Origin of the sequence: Pantoea vagans, from assembly GCF_004792415.1 — a bacterium.
Lineage (GTDB): Bacteria > Pseudomonadota > Gammaproteobacteria > Enterobacterales > Enterobacteriaceae > Pantoea > Pantoea vagans.
On sequence record NZ_CP038853.1, the window covers coordinates 1350489 to 1368780 of the forward strand.

Here is an 18292-nt window from a genome sequence, read left to right on the forward strand (position 1 = left end):
GCACATGATGTTGCCCGCGTCGTCAATGCAGGGTGCCGCATGCAACAACGCTATCACGCGCTGGATTTCATTCGTGGATGTGCCATTCTCGGCATCCTGCTGCTCAATATTGTCGGCTTCGGCCTGCCTTCTGCTGCTTACCTGAACCCGGCCTGGCAGGGCAGCGTTAGCCTCTCCGATGTCTGGACCTGGGCACTCTCTGACGTCTTTGCTCAGCTCAAATTCCTCACCCTGTTTGCACTGCTGTTTGGCGCAGGTCTGCAAATGCAGCTGCCGCGCGGCAGTCGCTGGCTGACTGCCCGGCTTTCCATTCTGGTACTCATCGGTTTTCTGCATGGTGTCTTTCTCTGGGAGGGCGACATCCTGCTGGACTACGGCATCATCGGGCTGGTGGTCTGGCGGGTGCTGCGTGATGTGCCTTCAACCCGCAGCCTGATGAATACCGGTATTCTGCTCTATCTGGTGGGCTGCGGCGTGCTGCTGGTGTTTGGGTCGATCTCCGATCCCGAACCGACGCGATCCTGGCTGCCGGGCGCAGCCGATCTGCAATATGAGCAGTACTGGAAGCTGAGCGGCGGCTGGGAAGCGATACAGAACCGGCTGGACCATCTCTCGTCAGGGCTGATGGCGCTGGCGGCGCAGTATGGCTGGCAGCTGGCGGGCTTAATGATGATCGGTGGCGCACTGCTGCGCAGCGGCTGGCTGACAGGGGAGTTTCCCCTCCGGCACTATCGTCAGGCGGCGGCCCTGCTGCTGACAATGGGCTTCTCCATTGCGGTGGCCGGTGTGGCAGCGCAATGGCTGTTACATTGGGAATTCCGCTGGACGGCTTTTTACCTGCAGGCTCCGCGCGATCTCGCCAGCCCGCTGATTAGCCTGGGCTATGCCGCGCTCTGCCTGGCGTACTGGCCGCTGATCTCGCGCTGGCGCATCAGCTACGCCATCCAGTGCGTGGGCCGTATGGCGCTGACTAACTATCTGCTGCAAACGCTTATCTGTACCACGCTGTTCTATCGCTTTGGCTTCTATATGCACTTCACCCGGCTGGAACTGGTGATGATGGTGCCTGCGGTGTGGCTCATCAATATCCTGTTTTCACTCATCTGGTTACATTTTTTCTCCCAGGGTCCGCTGGAATGGCTGTGGCGGCGGCTTACGCTGCTCTCAGCCGGCAAATCACGCATTACCGACAACGCCAGATAATGACCGCCATCACAAAGGTTACAGAATTGTATGTAACCGTTTTCATTGATGTGACGCAATTCACGCTGTACGCCTCCTGCCCCTGACAGAATAGCGCCGGTGTTCAACCCGGCGTGATGCCCTATTTTTCCTTTCTGGAACTGCTGCATGATAACTATTCGTGATGTTGCCCGTCAGGCTGGCGTGTCAGTGGCGACCGTGTCGCGCGTTCTCAATCAGAGCAACGCCGTGACCTCTGACACCCGCGACGCCGTGTTGCAGGCGGTTGAGGCGCTGGGCTATCGCCCCAACGCCAACGCCCAGGCGCTGGCGACGCAGGTCAGCGATACGATCGGGGTGGTGGTGATGGATGTCTCAGATCCCTTCTTCGGGGCGCTGGTTAAAGCAGTGGATACCGTGGCGCAGCGCGTGCACAAGCATGTGTTAATCAGCAACTCCTGGCATCAGGAAGAGAAAGAGCGTCATGCTATCGAGGTGCTGATCCGGCAGCGCTGCAGCGCCCTGGTGGTTCACGCGAAAACGCTGCCGGACGCGGAGCTAGCGGACTTTATGCAGCACGTGCCTGGCATGGTGGTGATTAACCGCATCGTCCCAGGATTCGAACACCGCAGCGTCAGTCTGGATAACGTCACCGGGGCGCTGATGGCCTCAAGAACCCTGTTGCAACAGGGGCATAGCCGCATTGGCTATCTCTGCTCCAGCCATCCCATCGAGGATGTCGCGCAGCGCCGTGAAGGGTGGATGCAGGCGATGGCAGAGCAGGGCATCCGGCCGCAGGAGAGCTGGATTGCCAGCGCAGAGCCAGATATGCAGGGGGGCGAAGCGGCGATGGTGGAGCTGCTGGGGCGTAACCTCAACCTGACTGCGGTGTTTGCCTATAACGACGGCATGGCAGCTGGTGCCCTCACTGCGCTGAAAGACAACGGCATCCAGGTGCCACAGCATTTTTCTGTCATTGGCTTTGATGACATTCCGATTTCACGGTACACCGATCCGCAGTTAACCACTGTGCGCTATCCCATTGTATCTATGGCAAAAATCGCCACTGAGCTGGCACTGCAGGGTGCAGCGGGACTGCTTGATGACACCGCAACTCACATCTTTATGCCAACCCTGGTGCGGCGTCATTCGGTGGCGCAGCGGCAAAATGTGGAGTCCGTCACTAATTCAGGGGATTCAGGCATGTAACCGTTTTCAATCTGTGATTGTATTCACAGTTAATTAACATTGCCCTCACTATGATGGCAGCGTCTTACCGGACTGAAACATTATGTAACGCCAGTGTAACGGCATCAGTTGTGGTCTCAGTAGCCGGTTAAAGGGTTTAACCCCTCTTCATGGAAGCGTTGTGGCACAGGGAAGTCAGGTTTTAGACGGCGTTTAACGGCTTAACATCTTCATTATGTTAGCCAGCGCGCCGATCTGTTTTACCGATTGCGCTCCCGCACGCTTGGCGGAAGCGCTAAAAAGACCCTGCATAATAAAACCGGAGATACCATGAATAAGAAGGTTTTCACGCTTACAGCACTGGTTGCCAGCATGATGTTTGGTGCAACCGCTCACGCAGCTGACACCCGTATCGGCGTGACCATTTACAAATATGATGACAACTTCATGTCAATGGTGCGCAAAGACATCGAGAAAGAAGCGAAAGCGATCGGTGGCGTACAGCTGCTGATGAATGACTCGCAGAACGACCAGTCCAAACAGAACGATCAGGTTGACGTGCTGATGGCAAAAGGCGTGAAAGCGCTGGCGATTAACCTGGTTGACCCGGCTGCCGCTGCCGTCATCGTAGACAAAGCGCGTGCCAACGAAGTGCCGGTTGTCTTCTTCAACAAAGAACCCAACGCCAAAGTGCTTGCCGGTTATGACAAAGCTTACTATGTCGGCACCGACTCCAAAGAGTCTGGCATCATTCAGGGTCAGCTGATCGAGAAGCACTGGAAAGCGACTCCAGCCTGGGATCTGAACAAAGATGGCACCATTCAGTTCGTCCTGCTGAAAGGCGAGCCGGGCCATCCGGATGCTGAAGCCCGTACTAAATATGTCATCGACACGCTGAACAAAGATGGTCTGAAGACGCAGCAGTTAGCGATGGATACGGCGATGTGGGACACCGCACAGGCCAAAGATAAGATGGATGCGTGGCTGTCAGGCCCGAACGCCAAGAAAATTGAAGTCGTGATTGCCAACAACGATGCGATGGCGATGGGTGCCGTTGAAGCGCTGAAAGCGCACAACATGACCTCCATTCCGGTCTTCGGTGTCGATGCCCTGCCTGAAGCGCTGGCGCTGGTGAAATCCGGTGCGCTGGCTGGTACCGTGCTGAACGATGCGGAAAACCAGGCGAAAGCGACGCTGGATATTGCCAACAACCTGGCGAACGGCAAAGCGGCAACCGACGGAACGAACTTCAAGATGGTCGATAAGATCGTCCGCGTTCCTTACGTTCCGGTTGATAAAGAAAATCTGTCTCAGTTCTCGAAATAAGATTGATTACGGGCGCGACCGCTGTCGCGCCTTTTTTATGTCACCACCGTTTTTTAGCCAGGTAAAATATGGCCAGTGATAACACGACCGCGCAGCGAGAATATTTGCTGGAAATGACGAATGTTTCAAAATCATTTCCCGGCGTAAAAGCGTTAGATAATGTGAATTTAAAAGTGCGGCCTCACTCTGTTCATGCATTAATGGGCGAGAACGGTGCCGGGAAATCCACCTTATTAAAATGCCTGTTTGGTATTTATAAAAAAGATACCGGCAGTATCCTGTTTCAGGGTAAAGAGATCGACTATAAAAGCTCCAAAGAGGCGCTGGAAAATGGCGTGTCGATGGTGCATCAGGAATTAAACCTGGTTCTGCAGCGTACCGTGATGGACAACATGTGGCTGGGGCGTTATCCGCGCAAAGGCTTCTTTGTCGATCAGGATAAAATGTACCAGGATACCAAAGCGATTTTTGACGAGCTGGATATCGATATCGATCCGCGCGACAAAGTTGCCAATCTCTCTGTATCACAGATGCAGATGATTGAAATTGCCAAAGCGTTCTCCTACGACGCGAAAATTGTGATTATGGATGAGCCGACTTCTTCGTTAACCGAAAAAGAGGTGAATCACCTGTTCACGATTATTCGTAAGCTGAAAGATCGCGGCTGCGGTATTGTTTATATTTCGCACAAGATGGAAGAGATTTTCCAGCTGTGTGATGAGATCACGATTCTGCGTGATGGTCAGTGGATTACCTCTCAGCCGCTGGAAGGGCTGGATATGGATAAGATCATCGCCATGATGGTCGGCCGTTCACTGAACCAGCGTTTCCCTGACCGTACCAACGTGCCAGGCGAGACGATTCTTGAGGTGCGTAATCTGACGTCACTGCGTCAGCCATCGATTCGCGACATCTCATTTGATCTGCGTAAAGGGGAGATACTCGGCATTGCCGGGCTGGTGGGCGCTAAACGTACCGATATCGTCGAAACGCTGTTTGGCATTCGCGAGAAATCGGGCGGCACCATTAAACTGCATGGCAAACCGATTAATAATCACAGCGCCAATGAAGCGATTAACCACGGTTTTGCGCTGGTGACTGAAGAGCGTCGTTCGACTGGTATTTATGCTTACCTGGATATTGGTTTTAACTCACTTATTTCCAATATTAAAAAATATAAAAACAGTATGGGACTGCTGGATAATAAACGCATGAAGAGTGACACCCAATGGGTTATCGATTCAATGCGCGTAAAAACGCCAGGTCATCATACACAAATTGGTTCGCTTTCGGGCGGTAACCAGCAAAAAGTGATTATTGGCCGCTGGTTATTGACCCAGCCTGAAATCCTGATGCTTGATGAACCAACTCGCGGTATTGATGTTGGTGCGAAATTCGAAATTTACCAGCTGATTGCTGAGCTGGCGAAAAGAGAAAAGGGCATCATTATTATCTCCTCCGAAATGCCGGAGCTGTTAGGCATTACCGATCGTATTCTGGTAATGAGTAATGGTCTGGTAGCAGGCATAGTTGATACCAAAACGACCACGCAGAACGAAATATTGCGTTTAGCGTCATTACACCTTTAATGAAGCAAGGGCTGTTAACATGAAAGCGACTACAAAAAAGAATGCGCTAACCTGGTTAAAAGAGGGCGGCATTTATGTCGTTCTGCTGGTATTGCTGGCTATTATTATTTTCCAGGACCCGACATTTTTAAGTTTGATGAACCTGAGTAATATTCTGACCCAATCTTCGGTGCGCATTATTATTGCACTGGGTGTGGCGGGTCTGATTGTGACCCAGGGTACTGACCTGTCAGCCGGACGTCAGGTTGGCTTAGCGGCGGTCGTTGCCGCAACGCTGTTGCAGGCGATGGATAACGCGAACAAGGTCTTCCCGACACTGGATACCGTGCCGATTCCACTGGTTATCCTGACCGTGTGCATCATCGGCGGTGTGATTGGTCTGGTCAACGGTGTGATTATTGCTTACCTGAAGGTAACGCCGTTTATCACCACGCTGGGCACCATGATTATCGTTTATGGTATCAACTCACTGTATTACGACTTTGTGGGTGCCTCACCGATTGCCGGTTTTGATGCAGGGTTCTCGAAATTTACCCAGGGCTTCTTACGCTTTGGTGATTTTAAACTCTCGTTCATCACTTTCTACGCCGTGATTGCCATTATTTTCGTCTGGGTGCTGTGGAACAAAACCCGCTTCGGCAAAAACATTTTTGCTATCGGCGGTAACCCTGAAGCGGCGAAAGTGTCAGGCGTGAACGTTCCGATGAACCTGATCATGATTTATGCCCTGTCAGGTGTGTTCTACGCCTTCGGCGGGATGCTGGAAGCGGGTCGTATCGGTTCGGCGACTAACAACCTCGGCTTTATGTATGAGCTGGATGCCATTGCGGCCTGTGTGGTCGGCGGCGTCTCCTTCGCCGGTGGTGTGGGTAGCGTGGCGGGCGTCGTGACCGGTGTACTCATCTTCACCGTTATCAACTACGGTCTGACCTATATCGGCGTTAACCCTTACTGGCAGTACATCATTAAAGGCGGCATCATCATTTTCGCCGTTGCGCTGGATTCTCTGAAATATTCTCGTAAGAAGTAAGACTGATTCAACGCTAAGGAAGCGACCTTCGGGTCGCTTTTTTTATGGGGGTAATGCTGGGGTCGTCGCTTTAAGATGGAGTATGCGAAGGGAACACGGTCAGATTGGAAAGACGCAAAATCTGTTATCCGTTACATGCCCGGCCTATAACATCCTTAGCGTAGGGAGCTTTTAATGGGGTAAGTGCTGGAGTTGCTGCTTTGATACGGAGTATGCGAAGGGAACACGGTCAGATCGGAAAGACGCAAAAGCCGCCATCCATGGCACGCTCGGCCCGCGCCGTCCCTGGCGCGGGACGCTTTCCTCTTCTGACCATGTTCCCTGCGCTTCAGGCTTATTTAATGCTGTTAGATTCGCCCTGATTCAGACTTATAAGCTGTCTGCTTGAAGATCGCAGCGGAGTGGCCTTCTGTCAAACGGCGACAAAACTTAAAGCGATGGGAGCATACGCCTGTAGCAAAGCATCGCGGGCCATGGATGGCCCGCGCTGAGCATGCCAGGGATGGCATCTTTTGCGTCTTTGCGAAAGGCGTATGCTCCCTGAGCCCTGCACGTTACCACCAGCCCTCATCACAGCAGTAACAAGCTAAAAGAAACCGTAGCGCGTCAGCTATTTCCGCAGCTTCTGTTCCAGCTCCAGCAGCTGCTCCGGCGTCACCGCCGGGTAACTCTGTGCATCCTCAGGAACATCGTGTACGGCGGGAATCGGCACCAGCGGGCCTAAGAAACGGGGTTCACGCTTGAGCAGGAAGAGATCCGCCAGTGCGCCCAGCCGGGCACCCACTTCACGGAAGCGCACGCTCAGCATGTTTTTCGGTGAAGGCACCGCATAACACTGCGCCTGAATACCCAGCTGCAGGGCGATAAACAGCGCGCGCTCACAGTGGAAGCGTTGCGTGATAATAATGAAGTCGTTGGTATCAAACACTTTGCGGGTGCGCACAATCGAATCCAGCGTCCGGAACCCGGCATAATCGAGCACGATATCGGCCGGGTCGACACCGGCTTTGATGAGATCGCGGCGCATCGTCATCGGCTCGTTATAGCTTTGCAGCGCGTTATCACCGCTGAGCAGCAGATAATTGACCTTGCCGCTGTTGTAGGCATTCAGCGCACCCTGCATACGATAGAGGTAATACTGATTAATGACGCCGGTACGATAATATTTAGCCGTCCCCAGTACCACGCCCACCTGACGATGCGGCAATGAGGCGACATTTTCGTAAATAAAAGGCGCAGTTTTCCAGCTGATCCAGCGATCAAGGCCGAGCGCCGTTGCCACCATCAGTAAGATGATGAAAAGCAGACCAATGAGAACGCGTTTCAGCATGCGCCTGGAGACTCGATGTCAGAATGTTGAGATGGGACAAGGCTACTTGAGCAGCCGCAGCGAAGCAAGTTACTGCCGGCTGGCTGTACTCTTTTTGAACACTGCCGGATCAAGGGCGATCCGGCAGCGGGAAGATTAAATCGAGGTACGACGATAGTGACGATACTGCGGCAGCCAGAAGTTGTTGGCGATAGCCTGTGACAGCACATCTTCTGAGGTCACCACGGCGACACCGGCCAGCTGAGCGGCTTTACCCACTTCCATCGCAATGATTTTCGACACGCCCTGAATATCTTTAATCTCAGGCAGCACCGGGCCTTCGCCTTCGTTTACCAGCGGAGAGCAGTCGGCGAGCGCGCGGCTGGCGGTCATCAGCATCGTATCGGTAACACGGCTGGCACCTGCGGCAATCACACCCAGACCAATGCCTGGGAAGATGTAGGAGTTGTTGCACTGCGCAATCGGGTAAGTTTTACCGTTCCAGCTCACCGGCGAGAACGGGCTGCCGGTTGCGACCAGCGCAGCACCGTCAGTCCAGGCGATAATATCGGCTGGCGTCGCTTCCACGCGTGATGTCGGGTTCGACAGTGGCATTACGATAGGGCGCTTACAGTGCTTGTGCATCTCGCGGATGATCTCTTCGGTGAACAGACCCGGCTGGCCGGAAACACCAATCAGAATATCGGGCTGCGCATTACGCACCACATCCAGCAGCGAGATTGCATCATTGGTCACATCCCAGTGCTGCAGGCTTTCGCTCTTCTGCACCAGCTTGCTCTGGAAATCGAGCAGGTTAGGCAGTTTGTCCGTCAGCAGACCAAAGCGATCCACCATCATCACCCGGCCACGGGCTTCCGCGTCGCTCAGCCCTTCTGATTTCATCTGCGCGATGATCTGTTCAGCGATACCACAACCCGCGGAACCGGCACCCAGGAACACCACTTTCTGCTCGCACAGGCGGCTACCGGCTGCGCGGCTGGCGGCAATCAGCGTGCCGACAGTAACGGCGGCGGTGCCCTGAATATCATCGTTAAAGCAGCAGACTTCATCGCGATAGCGGTTCAGCAGCGGCATGGCGTTCTTCTGGGCAAAATCTTCAAACTGCAACAGTACTTTCGGCCAGCGGCGCTTAACGGCCTGAATAAATTCGTTCACGAACTCGTCATACTCTTCGCCAGTAATGCGCGGATGACGCCAGCCCATATAGAGCGGATCGTTCAGCAACTGCTGATTATTGGTGCCGACATCCAGCACCACCGGCAGGGTGTAAGCCGGGCTGATGCCTCCACAGGCGGTATAGAGTGACAGCTTACCAATCGGGATACCCATCCCACCGATGCCCTGATCGCCCAGGCCCAGGATGCGCTCGCCATCGGTCACCACAATCACCTTCACATTCTGCTTGGTGGCGTTTTGCAGCATATCTTCGATGCGGTCGCGGTTAGGGTAGGAGATGAACACGCCACGCGCACGACGGTAGATTTCAGAGAAGTGTTCGCAGGCTGCGCCGACGGTGGGCGTATAGATGATGGGCATCATCTCTTCAAGATGGTTATCCAGCAGGCGGTAGAACAGCGTTTCGTTAGTGTCCTGGATGTTACGCAGGTAGACATGCTTATCGTTATTGTTTTTGAAGTCCTGGAACTGACGCCAGGCACGCTGCGCCTGCTCTTCAATCGATTCCACCGCTTCTGGCAGCAGACCGTTGAGGTTAAATTCGTTACGTTCTTCGATGCTAAAGGCGCTGCCTTTGTTCAGCAGGGGAAATTCCAGCAAAATCGGGCCAGCATAAGGAATGTACAGCGGGCGTTTACTTTCGTAGTCGAGTTCCATGCGGTAATGCTCCGGTTGCAGTGTTGTCTGGCGTCACGCCGGAAAGGTAGCGCCAGTTTTCTCACCCGTTATAGCTCAGACTGCAGGTTCGGCAGCGGCAGGGTAACCGCTGCAGAAACAGTCACGACCGTGCTGCTATCCTGCAACCTGAATTATTCAGAGTAATTTGTAATGACGTGAATTCTGGCGCCAGATCCTATGAAATTTCCCACAGAAGTACAGCGTTTGTTAATAAAAGCTCACAAAACTGTGGCCTCTCTGACAGCGGGTTATGCTTTGTTCAGCGTCACCTGCAGCAGCTCACCGCAACCAAATGTCTCAAGCGTCGCCTGCGTGGCGGCGAACTGGCTTAACGTGGCATTTTCTACTTCAGCTAAAACCGCTTTTTTTATCTGACGAACATCGCCGCCCTGCATGTTCAGCAGGACCAGTGCCGCCTGAAGCGGTGGGAAGCTCGGGTTAAACGCGGCATTTTCCGCATAACGACCAGCCACAATCCTGCCATCCGCGGTCAGCAGCGCAACACCGGCGTGTGACTGGCTGTAGGGCGCGTGGCTGGCATTGGCGGCGGCAACTGCAGCCTGCACCAGCTCATCGCCTTCGGCCACATAGCCGTGATCGACTTCGTCCATCAGGAAGGTGGTGATGTTGAGATCGCGCGGGCCAAACGCATCCGGCAGATAATCGGCCAGAGTGCTGGTGGCACGCTGCGGCAGGCTGATGCGAATGCTGGTGCCGCTGTTCAGCTCGTTCATAAACTGACGGCAGTGACCGCACGGCGTGTAATTAACGGTGATGGTCTCAAGCTGGCGCTCACCGCGCAGCCATGCATGGGTAATGGCGCTCTGCTCAGCGTGAACCGTCTGCTGCATCGGGGTGCCGACAAATTCCATATTAGCGCCGAAGTACCAGTTGCCGCTGACGCCACGGGCAATCGCCCCGACGTTGAAATGCGACACCGTCGCTACCGCGCAGGACGCCGCCAGCGGCAACAGCGCCAGCGCCAGCGCATCGGCATTCATCTGCGTCTGTTGCTGCAGTGCGGCGACCTGGTCGGCGCTGAGTACCGCGTGGAAGTCAGGATCGTCCAGCAGGGGAGCGATTGCAGTTTGCAGCGTTGACGGCAGTGCCTCAAAAGCAGAGAGGAAACGGGAATGCATGTGAGCCTCATTAAATTCAGCAGGGCGATGTGCCAGTCACCGGTTTATATGTGATCCACATCGCTCTGACAATGTAACCTGTGTTGCATGTTTCAACTTTGCGAGATCTCTCGCAAACTTTCAGCCAAACCAGTGCATCAGCAGCGGAAAAATAAAGGGTGCCAGCAGGGAGGTGATGATGCCGCAGATCACCAGCGCCAGTGAGCTGAATGCCCCTTCCTGATAGTCAAGTTCCGCGGCGCGCGCGGTGCCCAGCGCATGCGACGCATTGCCAATTGCCAGTCCGCGTGCCGCTTTCGATTTCACGCCCAGCAGATTCAGCACCGTGTGTCCGAATACCGCACCCAGTACACCCGCAATCAGCACGCAGATGGCGCTGATGGCGGGAATGCCGTGCAGCGAGCCGGAGACGGCCATCGCGATGGGCGTGGTCACGGATTTAGGCACGATGGTGGCGGCAATTTCAGGCGTGGCGCCCATCCACAGGGCAATGGCGGTGCCTGAGATCATGGCGGTCAGGCTGCCGATAAAGCAGACGCCAATAATCGATTTCCAGCGGGCACGAATCTGATGCATCTGCTCATACAGCGGCAGCGCCAGCGCGACTACAGCCGGTTGCAGCAGCTGATTAAGAATCTGGCTGCCGGCGAAATAGCGTGAGTAAGGAAGCTGCAACAGCAGCAGGATCGGGATAATCATCGCCATCGCGACCAGCAGCGGATTAAGCAGCGAGATTTTCAGCCGTACCGCCAGCTTGCGCGCCAGAAAAAAGGCCGCCAGCGTCAGTGGCAGTGACCACCACATGTCACTCATCGGCTGACTCTCCGGCTGGACGGCGGCTGTGAAGCTGGTGGGCGCTGACGCCGACAATAGAGAGCACCAGGAAAGTACTGACCACACAGGAGACAACAATCGGGCCAAACTGTGCGGTGAGGATATCGGTGTAGCTCATCACCCCGACGCTGATCGGCACAAACAGCAGCGCCATATAGCGAATCAGCAGATGACAGCCCGGTTTTACCCAACTGACCGGCAGGATTTGCGACGCCAGCAGGGCGAACAGAATGAGCATTCCCAGGATGCTGCCAGGCAGCTTAATGGGCAGCAGCGAAGCGATGCCGATGCCAGCGTATAAGCAGAGATAAATGATGATAAAGGCGCGAAGATATTGTCCGCAGACAGACAGCACGGTGAGCATGGCAGGCTCCTGTTTTCACTGAGCTTCATCATACGCATTAACCGCTTAGCGTGCTAGCGATCACATTTATGCCGCGGAGTAGCAGCAACGGGCAAAGCGTTTCAGCAGAAGGAAGCGGGGCAGTAGCGGTGAGAATGCGAAGGGGAAAATAACCCTTCGCGCCAGCGATACGGCGCGAAGGGTTCAGAACGGCACTGCGCTTAACCTGTTAAGCGTCGGCAGGCGATTACTTAACCGGCATACCCGGCACAGCACCGCTGTCGACGGAGAGCACGAACAGATCTTTGCCGCCCGGACCCGCTGACAGCACCATGCCTTCAGAGATACCAAAGCGCATTTTACGCGGCGCCAGGTTAGCCACGATAATAGTCATTTTACCGACCAGCACGGCGGGATCAGGATAGGCGGCACGAATACCTGAGAAGATCTGACGCTTCTCGCCGCCCAGGTCGAGTTGCAGACGCAGCAGCTTGTCCGAACCTTCCACCAGTTCCGCCTGCTCAATCAGCGCGACGCGCATATCGACTTTGGCGAAATCATCAATGGTGATGGTTTCACCGATCGGCGCATCAGCCAGCGGGCCCGTGGCGGCCGGTGCACTGGCGGCAGCGGCATCCTCTTTCGAAGCCTCAATCAGTCCTTCGACTTTCGCCATTTCAATGCGGCTGTAGAGCGCTTTGAACGGCGCAACCTGATGATCCAGCAGCGGCTGCGCAATCGCATCCCAGCTCAGTTCACAGTTGAGGAAGCCTTCTGCACGGGCGCTCAGTGACGGCAGTACCGGCTTCAGCCAGGTCATCAGAATGCGGAACAGGTTAATACCCATTGAGCAGATCGCCTGCAGATCGGCATCACGGCCTTCCTGCTTCGCCACCACCCACGGAGCCTGTTCATCGACATAACGGTTCGCCAGGTCAGCCAGCGCCATGATTTCACGGATAGCACGGCTGTATTCGCGTGCTGCCCAGGCGTCACCAATCTTCTCTGACGCATCAACGAAGGTCTGATAGAGCCCCGGATCGGCAAGTTCAGCCGCCAGTTTGCCGTCAAAGCGTTTGGTGATAAAGCCCGCGTTACGTGACGCCAGGTTAACCACTTTGTTAACGATGTCAGCATTCACGCGCTGGACGAAATCTTCCAGATTCAGGTCGATATCGTCGATACGTGAAGAGAGTTTTGCCGCGTAGTAGTAACGCAGGCTGTCGGCATCCAGATGCTGCAGCCAGGTGCTGGCCTTAATAAAGGTGCCGCGCGACTTCGACATCTTGGCACCGTTGACGGTGACATAGCCGTGTACAAACAGGTTGTTTGGCTTGCGGAAGTTGCTGCCTTCCAGCATCGCTGGCCAGAACAGGCTGTGGAAGTAGACGATATCTTTACCGATGAAGTGATACAGCTCGGTCGTCGAGTCTTTACGCCAGAATTCGTCGAAGTCGATGTCGCCGCGCTTGTCGCACAGGTTCTTGAACGAGCCCATGTAGCCGATAGGCGCATCCAGCCAGACGTAGAAATATTTGCCTGGCGCGTCCGGAATTTCAAAGCCGAAATAGGGCGCATCGCGGGAGATATCCCACTGCTGCAGGCCCGATTCAAACCACTCCTGCATTTTGTTCGCCACCTGATCCTGCAGCGCCCCGGAGCGGGTCCAGGCCTGCAGCATGGCGCTGAAGGACGGCAGATCAAAGAAGAAGTGCTCGGAGTCGCGCAGGACTGGCGTCGCACCGGATACCACTGATTTCGGATCGATCAGCTCGGTCGGGCTGTAGGTCGCGCTGCAGACTTCACAGTTGTCGCCATACTGGTCAGGCGACTTACATTTCGGGCAGGTGCCTTTCACAAAACGGTCCGGCAGGAACATCCCTTTTTCCGGATCGTAAAGCTGGGAAATAGTACGGTTCTTAATAAAACCGTTCTCTTTCAGACGGCCGTAAATCAGCGCAGACAGCTCACGGTTTTCGTCGCCGTGAGTCGAATGATAGTTGTCATAGCTGACATTGAAACCGGCAAAGTCGGCTTCATGCTCGCTTTTCATCTCTGCAATCATCTGCTCCGGTGCAATGCCTAACTGCTGAGCTTTCAGCATGATCGGCGTGCCATGCGCATCATCGGCGCAGATGAAGTAAACCTGATTGCCACGCATTCGCTGATAACGCACCCAAATGTCTGCCTGGATATGCTCGAGCATGTGGCCGAGATGGATTGATCCGTTCGCGTAAGGCAATGCGCACGTTACCAGAATTTTTTTAGCGACTTGAGTCATAGTTTGCGTAGCTTTCTGTTGATTGAAAAAACGGGCTTAGATGGTAACTGAAGGCTTCTCCTGCGTAAACACAAGGGATTCACCCCTGCCAGTCGCCGCAGATCCACGAGCATCTGATATCATTGACAATACATCGCTGAAACACAGCGTAAGCACAGCAGAAATAAGGAGCAGGGGATGACAGTACAATCCCGGGAACCGCATACGCCAGAGGGCCTGCGCGCCATCGTGGCCGGCGTATTGAGAAGCTTTGAGCATCCGACCCTTAAGCAGAATCTCACCGCCCTGAAGGCGTTGCATCATGTGGCGCAGCTGGATGGAACGCTGCATGTTGAACTGCTGATGCCGTTTGCCTGGGCCAGTGGGTTCGACGACCTCAAAGAACAGGTCAGCGCCGACCTGCTGCGTCAGACCGGCGCCAGTGCCATCGACTGGCGGCTCAGCCACGATATTGCCACCCTGAAGCGGGTGAAAAACCAGCCGGGTGTGAACGGCGTCAAAAACATTATTGCGGTCAGCTCCGGCAAAGGCGGCGTCGGTAAATCCAGTACCGCCGTAAACATGGCGCTGGCGCTGGCAGCAGAAGGCGCACGGGTGGGGATTCTGGACGCCGATATCTATGGCCCGTCAGTGCCGAACATGCTCGGCACCCAGGATCAACGCCCGACCTCGCCGGATGGCACCCATATGGCGCCGATTATGGCACACGGTCTGGCCACCAACTCCATCGGCTATCTGGTGACGGACGACAATGCGATGGTGTGGCGCGGGCCGATGGCCAGCAAGGCGCTGATGCAGCTGCTGAATGAGACGATGTGGCCGGAGCTGGATTATCTGGTGCTGGATATGCCGCCCGGCACCGGCGACATTCAACTGACGCTGGCGCAGAATGTACCGGTCACCGGTGCGCTGGTGGTGACCACGCCGCAGGACATCGCCCTGATTGATGCCCGCAAAGGGCTGGTGATGTTTGAAAAGGTCAATGTGCCGGTGCTGGGCGTGGTGGAAAATATGAGCCTGCATATCTGCAGTCAGTGTGGCTTCCACGAGCCAATCTTCGGCACCGGTGGCGCGCAGAAACTGGTGGAGGATTACCAGACGCAGCTGCTGGCCCAGCTGCCGCTGCACATCGATTTGCGTGAAGATCTTGATGAAGGTGAACCGACGGTAATTCGCCGTCCCGACAGCGAGTTTACCGCGCTCTATCGCCAGCTGGCCGGACGCGTTGCGGCTCAGCTTTACTGGCAGGGCGACGTGATCCCCGGCGACATCGCCTTCCGCGCGCTTTAAGCCCGACCCGACCCGCTGGCATAGTGTGAGGCCAGCGGGTAGTGCATCAACACGTAGCCGCCGTGCTCGCCTTCGCCCTGTGAAATCATCTTCCAGCCATGTTGCAGGTAAAAGGCCTGCGCCGCTTTGTTCTTCTGCAGGCACTTCAGCGCGCCGGTTGAGGTAAAGCGAGCTTCAACGGCTTCAAGTAAAGCGCTGCCCACGCCGCGTCCCTGCCAGTCAGGATCGACATAAAGGCTGTGCAGGAAGTTGTCGTTTTCCAGCAGCCCCGCAAATCCGACGCGCTGTCCCTCAGCTTCCGCGACCAGCACGGTTTCCCCCAGAATCACTCCATCAAAATCTTCCAGCTGCCACTCGCTGCCGTCGAGCCAGCGCCAGTTGTGTCGCCGCGCCGCCAGAAACAGCGTACGCAGGAAAGGACGATCGGCTTCCGTAAACGGACGAATCTCCACAGGTCAGCTCCCTTATCATCGTGTCTTACAAAACTAGCAGTGATTCGTGAAGACGGGCGAAAAGATAAAGCGGGTTAAATGTCATGTAAATCGCTGTACACTGCCTGCCGGGCCAGAGAGCATCAGGCTCTCAGCGTTTGATAGCTTTCGTTTATCAGATTGATAACGACCGCATATTAGATGTTGGCCCGAAAATTATGTAACCTGCATCACATATTTTAACGGAGGCCACAGATGTCTATTATCAATACCAAAATCAAGCCGTTCAAAAACGCAGCATTCAAAAACGGCGAATTCATCGACGTAACCGAGAAAGACGTTGAAGGTAAATGGAGTGTGTTCTTCTTCTATCCAGCTGACTTCACCTTCGTCTGCCCGACCGAACTGGGCGACGTGGCTGACCACTACGAAGAATTCCAGAAACTGGGCGTAGATATCTACTCCGTTTCTACCGACACCCACTTTACCCACAAAGCCTGGCACGGTTCTTCAGACACCATCGCGAAAATTCAGTACGCGATGATCGGTGACCCGACTGGCGCGCTGACCCGTAACTTCGAAATTATGCGTGAAGACGAAGGCCTGGCTGACCGTGGTACGTTCATCGTTGACCCGAAAGGCGTTATCCAGGCTATCGAAATCACTGCTGAAGGCATTGGCCGTGACGCCTCTGACCTGCTGCGCAAAGTGAAAGCGGCTCAGTACGTGGCTTCTCACCCAGGTGAAGTGTGCCCGGCTAAATGGAAAGAAGGTGATGCAACACTGGCTCCGTCTCTGGACCTGGTTGGCAAAATCTAATTCCGCTTCGCCCTTTCGACCATTCTCCAATCGGGTGCTGCGGCACCCGATTTTTTGACCAGGATATCACTATGCTCGACACAAATTTGAAGACGCAGCTCAAGGCTTACCTTGAGAAATTAACCAAACCTGTTGAGTTGATCGCCACCCTGGATGAGGGTGCAAAATCAACCGAGATCCGTGAACTGTTGGTTGATATCGCCGGCCTGTCTGACAAAGTCAGCTTCCGCGAAGAGAACGATCGTCAGGTGCGTAAGCCCTCATTTCTGATTACTAACCCAGGTTCGAACAGCGGCCCGCGTTTTGCCGGTTCTCCACTGGGTCACGAATTTACCTCACTGGTGCTGGCACTGTTACAGACCGGTGGGCATCCTTCGAAAGAAGCACAGAGCCTGCTGGATCAGATCGCGGCGCTGGACAGTGACTTCCATTTCGAAACTTACTATTCACTCTCATGCCATAACTGCCCTGACGTGGTTCAGGCGCTGAACCTGATGGCGGTGATTAACCCGCGCATCAGCCACACCGCTATCGATGGTGGCCTGTTCCAGAATGAGATTCAGGAACGCAACGTGATGGGCGTGCCAGCGGTTTACCTGAATGGTAAAGAGTTTGGTCAGGGCCGCATGAGCCTGGCGGAAATCGTCAGCAAAGTAGACACCAACGCCGATAAACGCGCGGCGGAAGAGCTGAACAAGCGTGACGCCTATGAAGTCCTGATTATCGGCAGCGGCCCGGCGGGCGCAGCGGCAGCGGTCTACTCAGCACGTAAAGGTATCCGTACCGGTCTGCTGGGCGAGCGTTTTGGCGGCCAGGTGCTGGACACGGTGGATATCGAAAACTATATCTCCGTGCCGAAAACCGAAGGGGCAAAGCTGGCAGGTGCACTGCGCGCACACGTTGATGATTACAACGTGGACGTCATCGAAAGCCAGAGCGCCATCAAACTGATTCCGGCGGCGAAAGAGGGCGGACTGCACGCCATCGAAACCGCCTCCGGCGCAGTACTGAAATCACGCAGCATCATCCTGGCGACCGGCGCACGCTGGCGTAACATGGGTGTGCCGGGTGAAGAAGAGTACCGCACCAAAGGCGTGACCTACTGCCCGCACTGCGATGGCCCGCTGTTCAAAGGCAAGCGCACGGCTGTGATAGGTGGCGGTAACTCCGGTGTTGAAGCGGCTATTGACCTGGCGGGTATCGTTGAACACGTTACGCTGCTGGAGTTTGCCGGTGAGATGCGTGCCGACCAGGTGCTGCAGGATAAACTGCGCAGTCTGAAGAACGTGGATGTGATCCTGAACGCGCAGACCACCGAAGTGAAAGGCGACGGCACTAAAGTGACCGGCCTGCACTATATTGACCGTACGACGCAGACCACCCACGAGCTGCCGCTCTCCGGTATCTTCGTTCAGATTGGTCTGCTGCCGAACACCCCATGGCTGGAAGGCGCGGTTGAGCGCAACAAAATGGGTGAGATCATTATCGATGGTAAATGCGAAACCAGCCTGAAAGGCGTGTTCGCTGCGGGTGACTGCACCACCGTGCCGTACAAGCAGATCATCATCGCCAGCGGCGAAGGTGCCAAAGCCTCACTGAGCGCATTTGACTATCTGATCCGTACTAAGTCGGCTGAATAACGTTTCGTCAGCCAGA

At 55.0% G+C, this 18292-nt stretch carries 15 protein-coding genes; 8 read left to right on the forward strand and 7 right to left on the reverse strand.

Annotated elements, in window-relative coordinates; all coding sequences use genetic code 11:
• Positions 1-39 precede the first annotated feature (39 nt).
• The 5 genes from yeiB (at position 40) to mglC (ending at position 6315) form a co-directional block, all read left to right on the forward strand.
• Positions 40-1203 (forward strand): DUF418 domain-containing protein YeiB, encoded by a 1164-nt coding sequence (yeiB, locus tag EGO56_RS06360; protein ID WP_135908045.1) that lies wholly within the window; start codon positions 40-42, stop codon positions 1201-1203.
• 147 nt (positions 1204-1350) lie between these two features.
• Positions 1351-2391 carry an HTH-type transcriptional regulator GalS gene (gene galS, locus EGO56_RS06365; RefSeq protein ID WP_013358509.1) on the forward strand — a complete coding sequence of 347 codons (1041 nt, stop codon included), beginning with the start codon at positions 1351-1353 and terminating at the stop codon, positions 2389-2391.
• A gap of 309 nt (positions 2392-2700) precedes the next feature.
• Entirely contained in the window at positions 2701-3696 is a 996-nt protein-coding gene (mglB, locus tag EGO56_RS06370; protein ID WP_013358508.1) for a galactose/glucose ABC transporter substrate-binding protein MglB, read from the forward strand.
• 68 nt (positions 3697-3764) lie between these two features.
• Complete coding sequence (gene mglA, locus EGO56_RS06375; protein WP_013358507.1) at positions 3765-5285, forward strand: galactose/methyl galactoside ABC transporter ATP-binding protein MglA; 1521 nt, start codon at positions 3765-3767, stop codon at positions 5283-5285.
• A gap of 19 nt (positions 5286-5304) precedes the next feature.
• Complete coding sequence (mglC, locus tag EGO56_RS06380) at positions 5305-6315, forward strand: galactose/methyl galactoside ABC transporter permease MglC (RefSeq protein WP_135908047.1); 1011 nt, start codon at positions 5305-5307, stop codon at positions 6313-6315.
• A 610-nt stretch (positions 6316-6925) separates the two neighbouring features.
• Here mglC and sanA read toward each other — a convergent pair.
• From sanA to metG, 6 genes are all read right to left on the reverse strand, one after another.
• Positions 6926-7645 (reverse strand): outer membrane permeability protein SanA, encoded by a 720-nt coding sequence (gene sanA, locus EGO56_RS06385; RefSeq protein WP_013358504.1) that lies wholly within the window; start codon positions 7643-7645, stop codon positions 6926-6928.
• A gap of 135 nt (positions 7646-7780) precedes the next feature.
• Complete coding sequence (locus EGO56_RS06390) at positions 7781-9478, reverse strand: NAD-dependent malic enzyme (protein ID WP_013358503.1); 1698 nt, start codon at positions 9476-9478, stop codon at positions 7781-7783.
• 269 nt (positions 9479-9747) lie between these two features.
• Positions 9748-10638 carry a cytidine deaminase gene (gene cdd / locus EGO56_RS06395; protein WP_135908049.1) on the reverse strand — a complete coding sequence of 297 codons (891 nt, stop codon included), beginning with the start codon at positions 10636-10638 and terminating at the stop codon, positions 9748-9750.
• Positions 10639-10758: 120 nt separating this feature from the next.
• Positions 10759-11451 (reverse strand): CidB/LrgB family autolysis modulator, encoded by a 693-nt coding sequence (locus EGO56_RS06400; protein ID WP_135908051.1) that lies wholly within the window; start codon positions 11449-11451, stop codon positions 10759-10761.
• Entirely contained in the window at positions 11444-11836 is a 393-nt protein-coding gene (locus EGO56_RS06405) for a CidA/LrgA family protein (RefSeq protein WP_095706884.1), read from the reverse strand. Before EGO56_RS06405 ends, EGO56_RS06400 begins: the two co-directional genes overlap by 8 nt.
• Before the next feature lie 226 nt (positions 11837-12062).
• On the reverse strand, positions 12063-14096 hold the full coding sequence (metG, locus tag EGO56_RS06410) for a methionine--tRNA ligase (protein WP_135908053.1): 2034 nt from the start codon (positions 14094-14096) through the stop codon (positions 12063-12065).
• Positions 14097-14273: 177 nt separating this feature from the next.
• Here metG and apbC point away from each other — a divergent pair, with 177 nt between their 5' ends.
• Positions 14274-15386 carry an iron-sulfur cluster carrier protein ApbC gene (apbC, locus tag EGO56_RS06415; RefSeq protein WP_033733277.1) on the forward strand — a complete coding sequence of 371 codons (1113 nt, stop codon included), beginning with the start codon at positions 14274-14276 and terminating at the stop codon, positions 15384-15386.
• Here the strand turns inward: apbC and EGO56_RS06420 are convergent.
• On the reverse strand, positions 15383-15838 hold the full coding sequence (locus EGO56_RS06420) for a GNAT family N-acetyltransferase (protein WP_013358497.1): 456 nt from the start codon (positions 15836-15838) through the stop codon (positions 15383-15385). The genes apbC and EGO56_RS06420 overlap by 4 nt on opposite strands.
• A 234-nt stretch (positions 15839-16072) precedes the next feature.
• Between EGO56_RS06420 and ahpC the strand changes: the two genes are divergently transcribed.
• Positions 16073-16636: an alkyl hydroperoxide reductase subunit C gene (ahpC, locus tag EGO56_RS06425; RefSeq protein ID WP_135908055.1), complete on the forward strand. Its 564-nt coding sequence runs from the start codon at positions 16073-16075 to the stop codon at positions 16634-16636.
• 71 nt (positions 16637-16707) lie between these two features.
• A complete protein-coding gene (gene ahpF / locus EGO56_RS06430) occupies positions 16708-18276 on the forward strand; it encodes an alkyl hydroperoxide reductase subunit F (protein WP_095706887.1) in 1569 nt (522 codons plus the stop codon).
• The last annotated feature ends 16 nt before the right edge of the window (positions 18277-18292 follow it).

What these genes read in the sequence shown, in the direction of transcription:
- sanA (WP_013358504.1), bottom strand. Translation starts at nt 7,645, where the DNA reads ATGCTGAAACGCGTTCTCATTGGTCTGCTTTTCATCATCTTACTGATG.
- mglA (WP_013358507.1), top strand. Translation starts at nt 3,765, where the DNA reads ATGGCCAGTGATAACACGACCGCGCAGCGAGAATATTTGCTGGAAATG.
- mglB (WP_013358508.1), top strand. Translation starts at nt 2,701, where the DNA reads ATGAATAAGAAGGTTTTCACGCTTACAGCACTGGTTGCCAGCATGATG.
- ahpF (WP_095706887.1), top strand. Translation starts at nt 16,708, where the DNA reads ATGCTCGACACAAATTTGAAGACGCAGCTCAAGGCTTACCTTGAGAAA.
- yeiB (WP_135908045.1), top strand. Translation starts at nt 40, where the DNA reads ATGCAACAACGCTATCACGCGCTGGATTTCATTCGTGGATGTGCCATT.
- ahpC (WP_135908055.1), top strand. Translation starts at nt 16,073, where the DNA reads ATGTCTATTATCAATACCAAAATCAAGCCGTTCAAAAACGCAGCATTC.
- EGO56_RS06405 (WP_095706884.1), bottom strand. Translation starts at nt 11,836, where the DNA reads ATGCTCACCGTGCTGTCTGTCTGCGGACAATATCTTCGCGCCTTTATC.
- EGO56_RS06390 (WP_013358503.1), bottom strand. Translation starts at nt 9,478, where the DNA reads ATGGAACTCGACTACGAAAGTAAACGCCCGCTGTACATTCCTTATGCT.
- cdd (WP_135908049.1), bottom strand. Translation starts at nt 10,638, where the DNA reads ATGCATTCCCGTTTCCTCTCTGCTTTTGAGGCACTGCCGTCAACGCTG.
- EGO56_RS06400 (WP_135908051.1), bottom strand. Translation starts at nt 11,451, where the DNA reads ATGAGTGACATGTGGTGGTCACTGCCACTGACGCTGGCGGCCTTTTTT.
- galS (WP_013358509.1), top strand. Translation starts at nt 1,351, where the DNA reads ATGATAACTATTCGTGATGTTGCCCGTCAGGCTGGCGTGTCAGTGGCG.
- mglC (WP_135908047.1), top strand. Translation starts at nt 5,305, where the DNA reads ATGAAAGCGACTACAAAAAAGAATGCGCTAACCTGGTTAAAAGAGGGC.
- apbC (WP_033733277.1), top strand. Translation starts at nt 14,274, where the DNA reads ATGACAGTACAATCCCGGGAACCGCATACGCCAGAGGGCCTGCGCGCC.
- metG (WP_135908053.1), bottom strand. Translation starts at nt 14,096, where the DNA reads ATGACTCAAGTCGCTAAAAAAATTCTGGTAACGTGCGCATTGCCTTAC.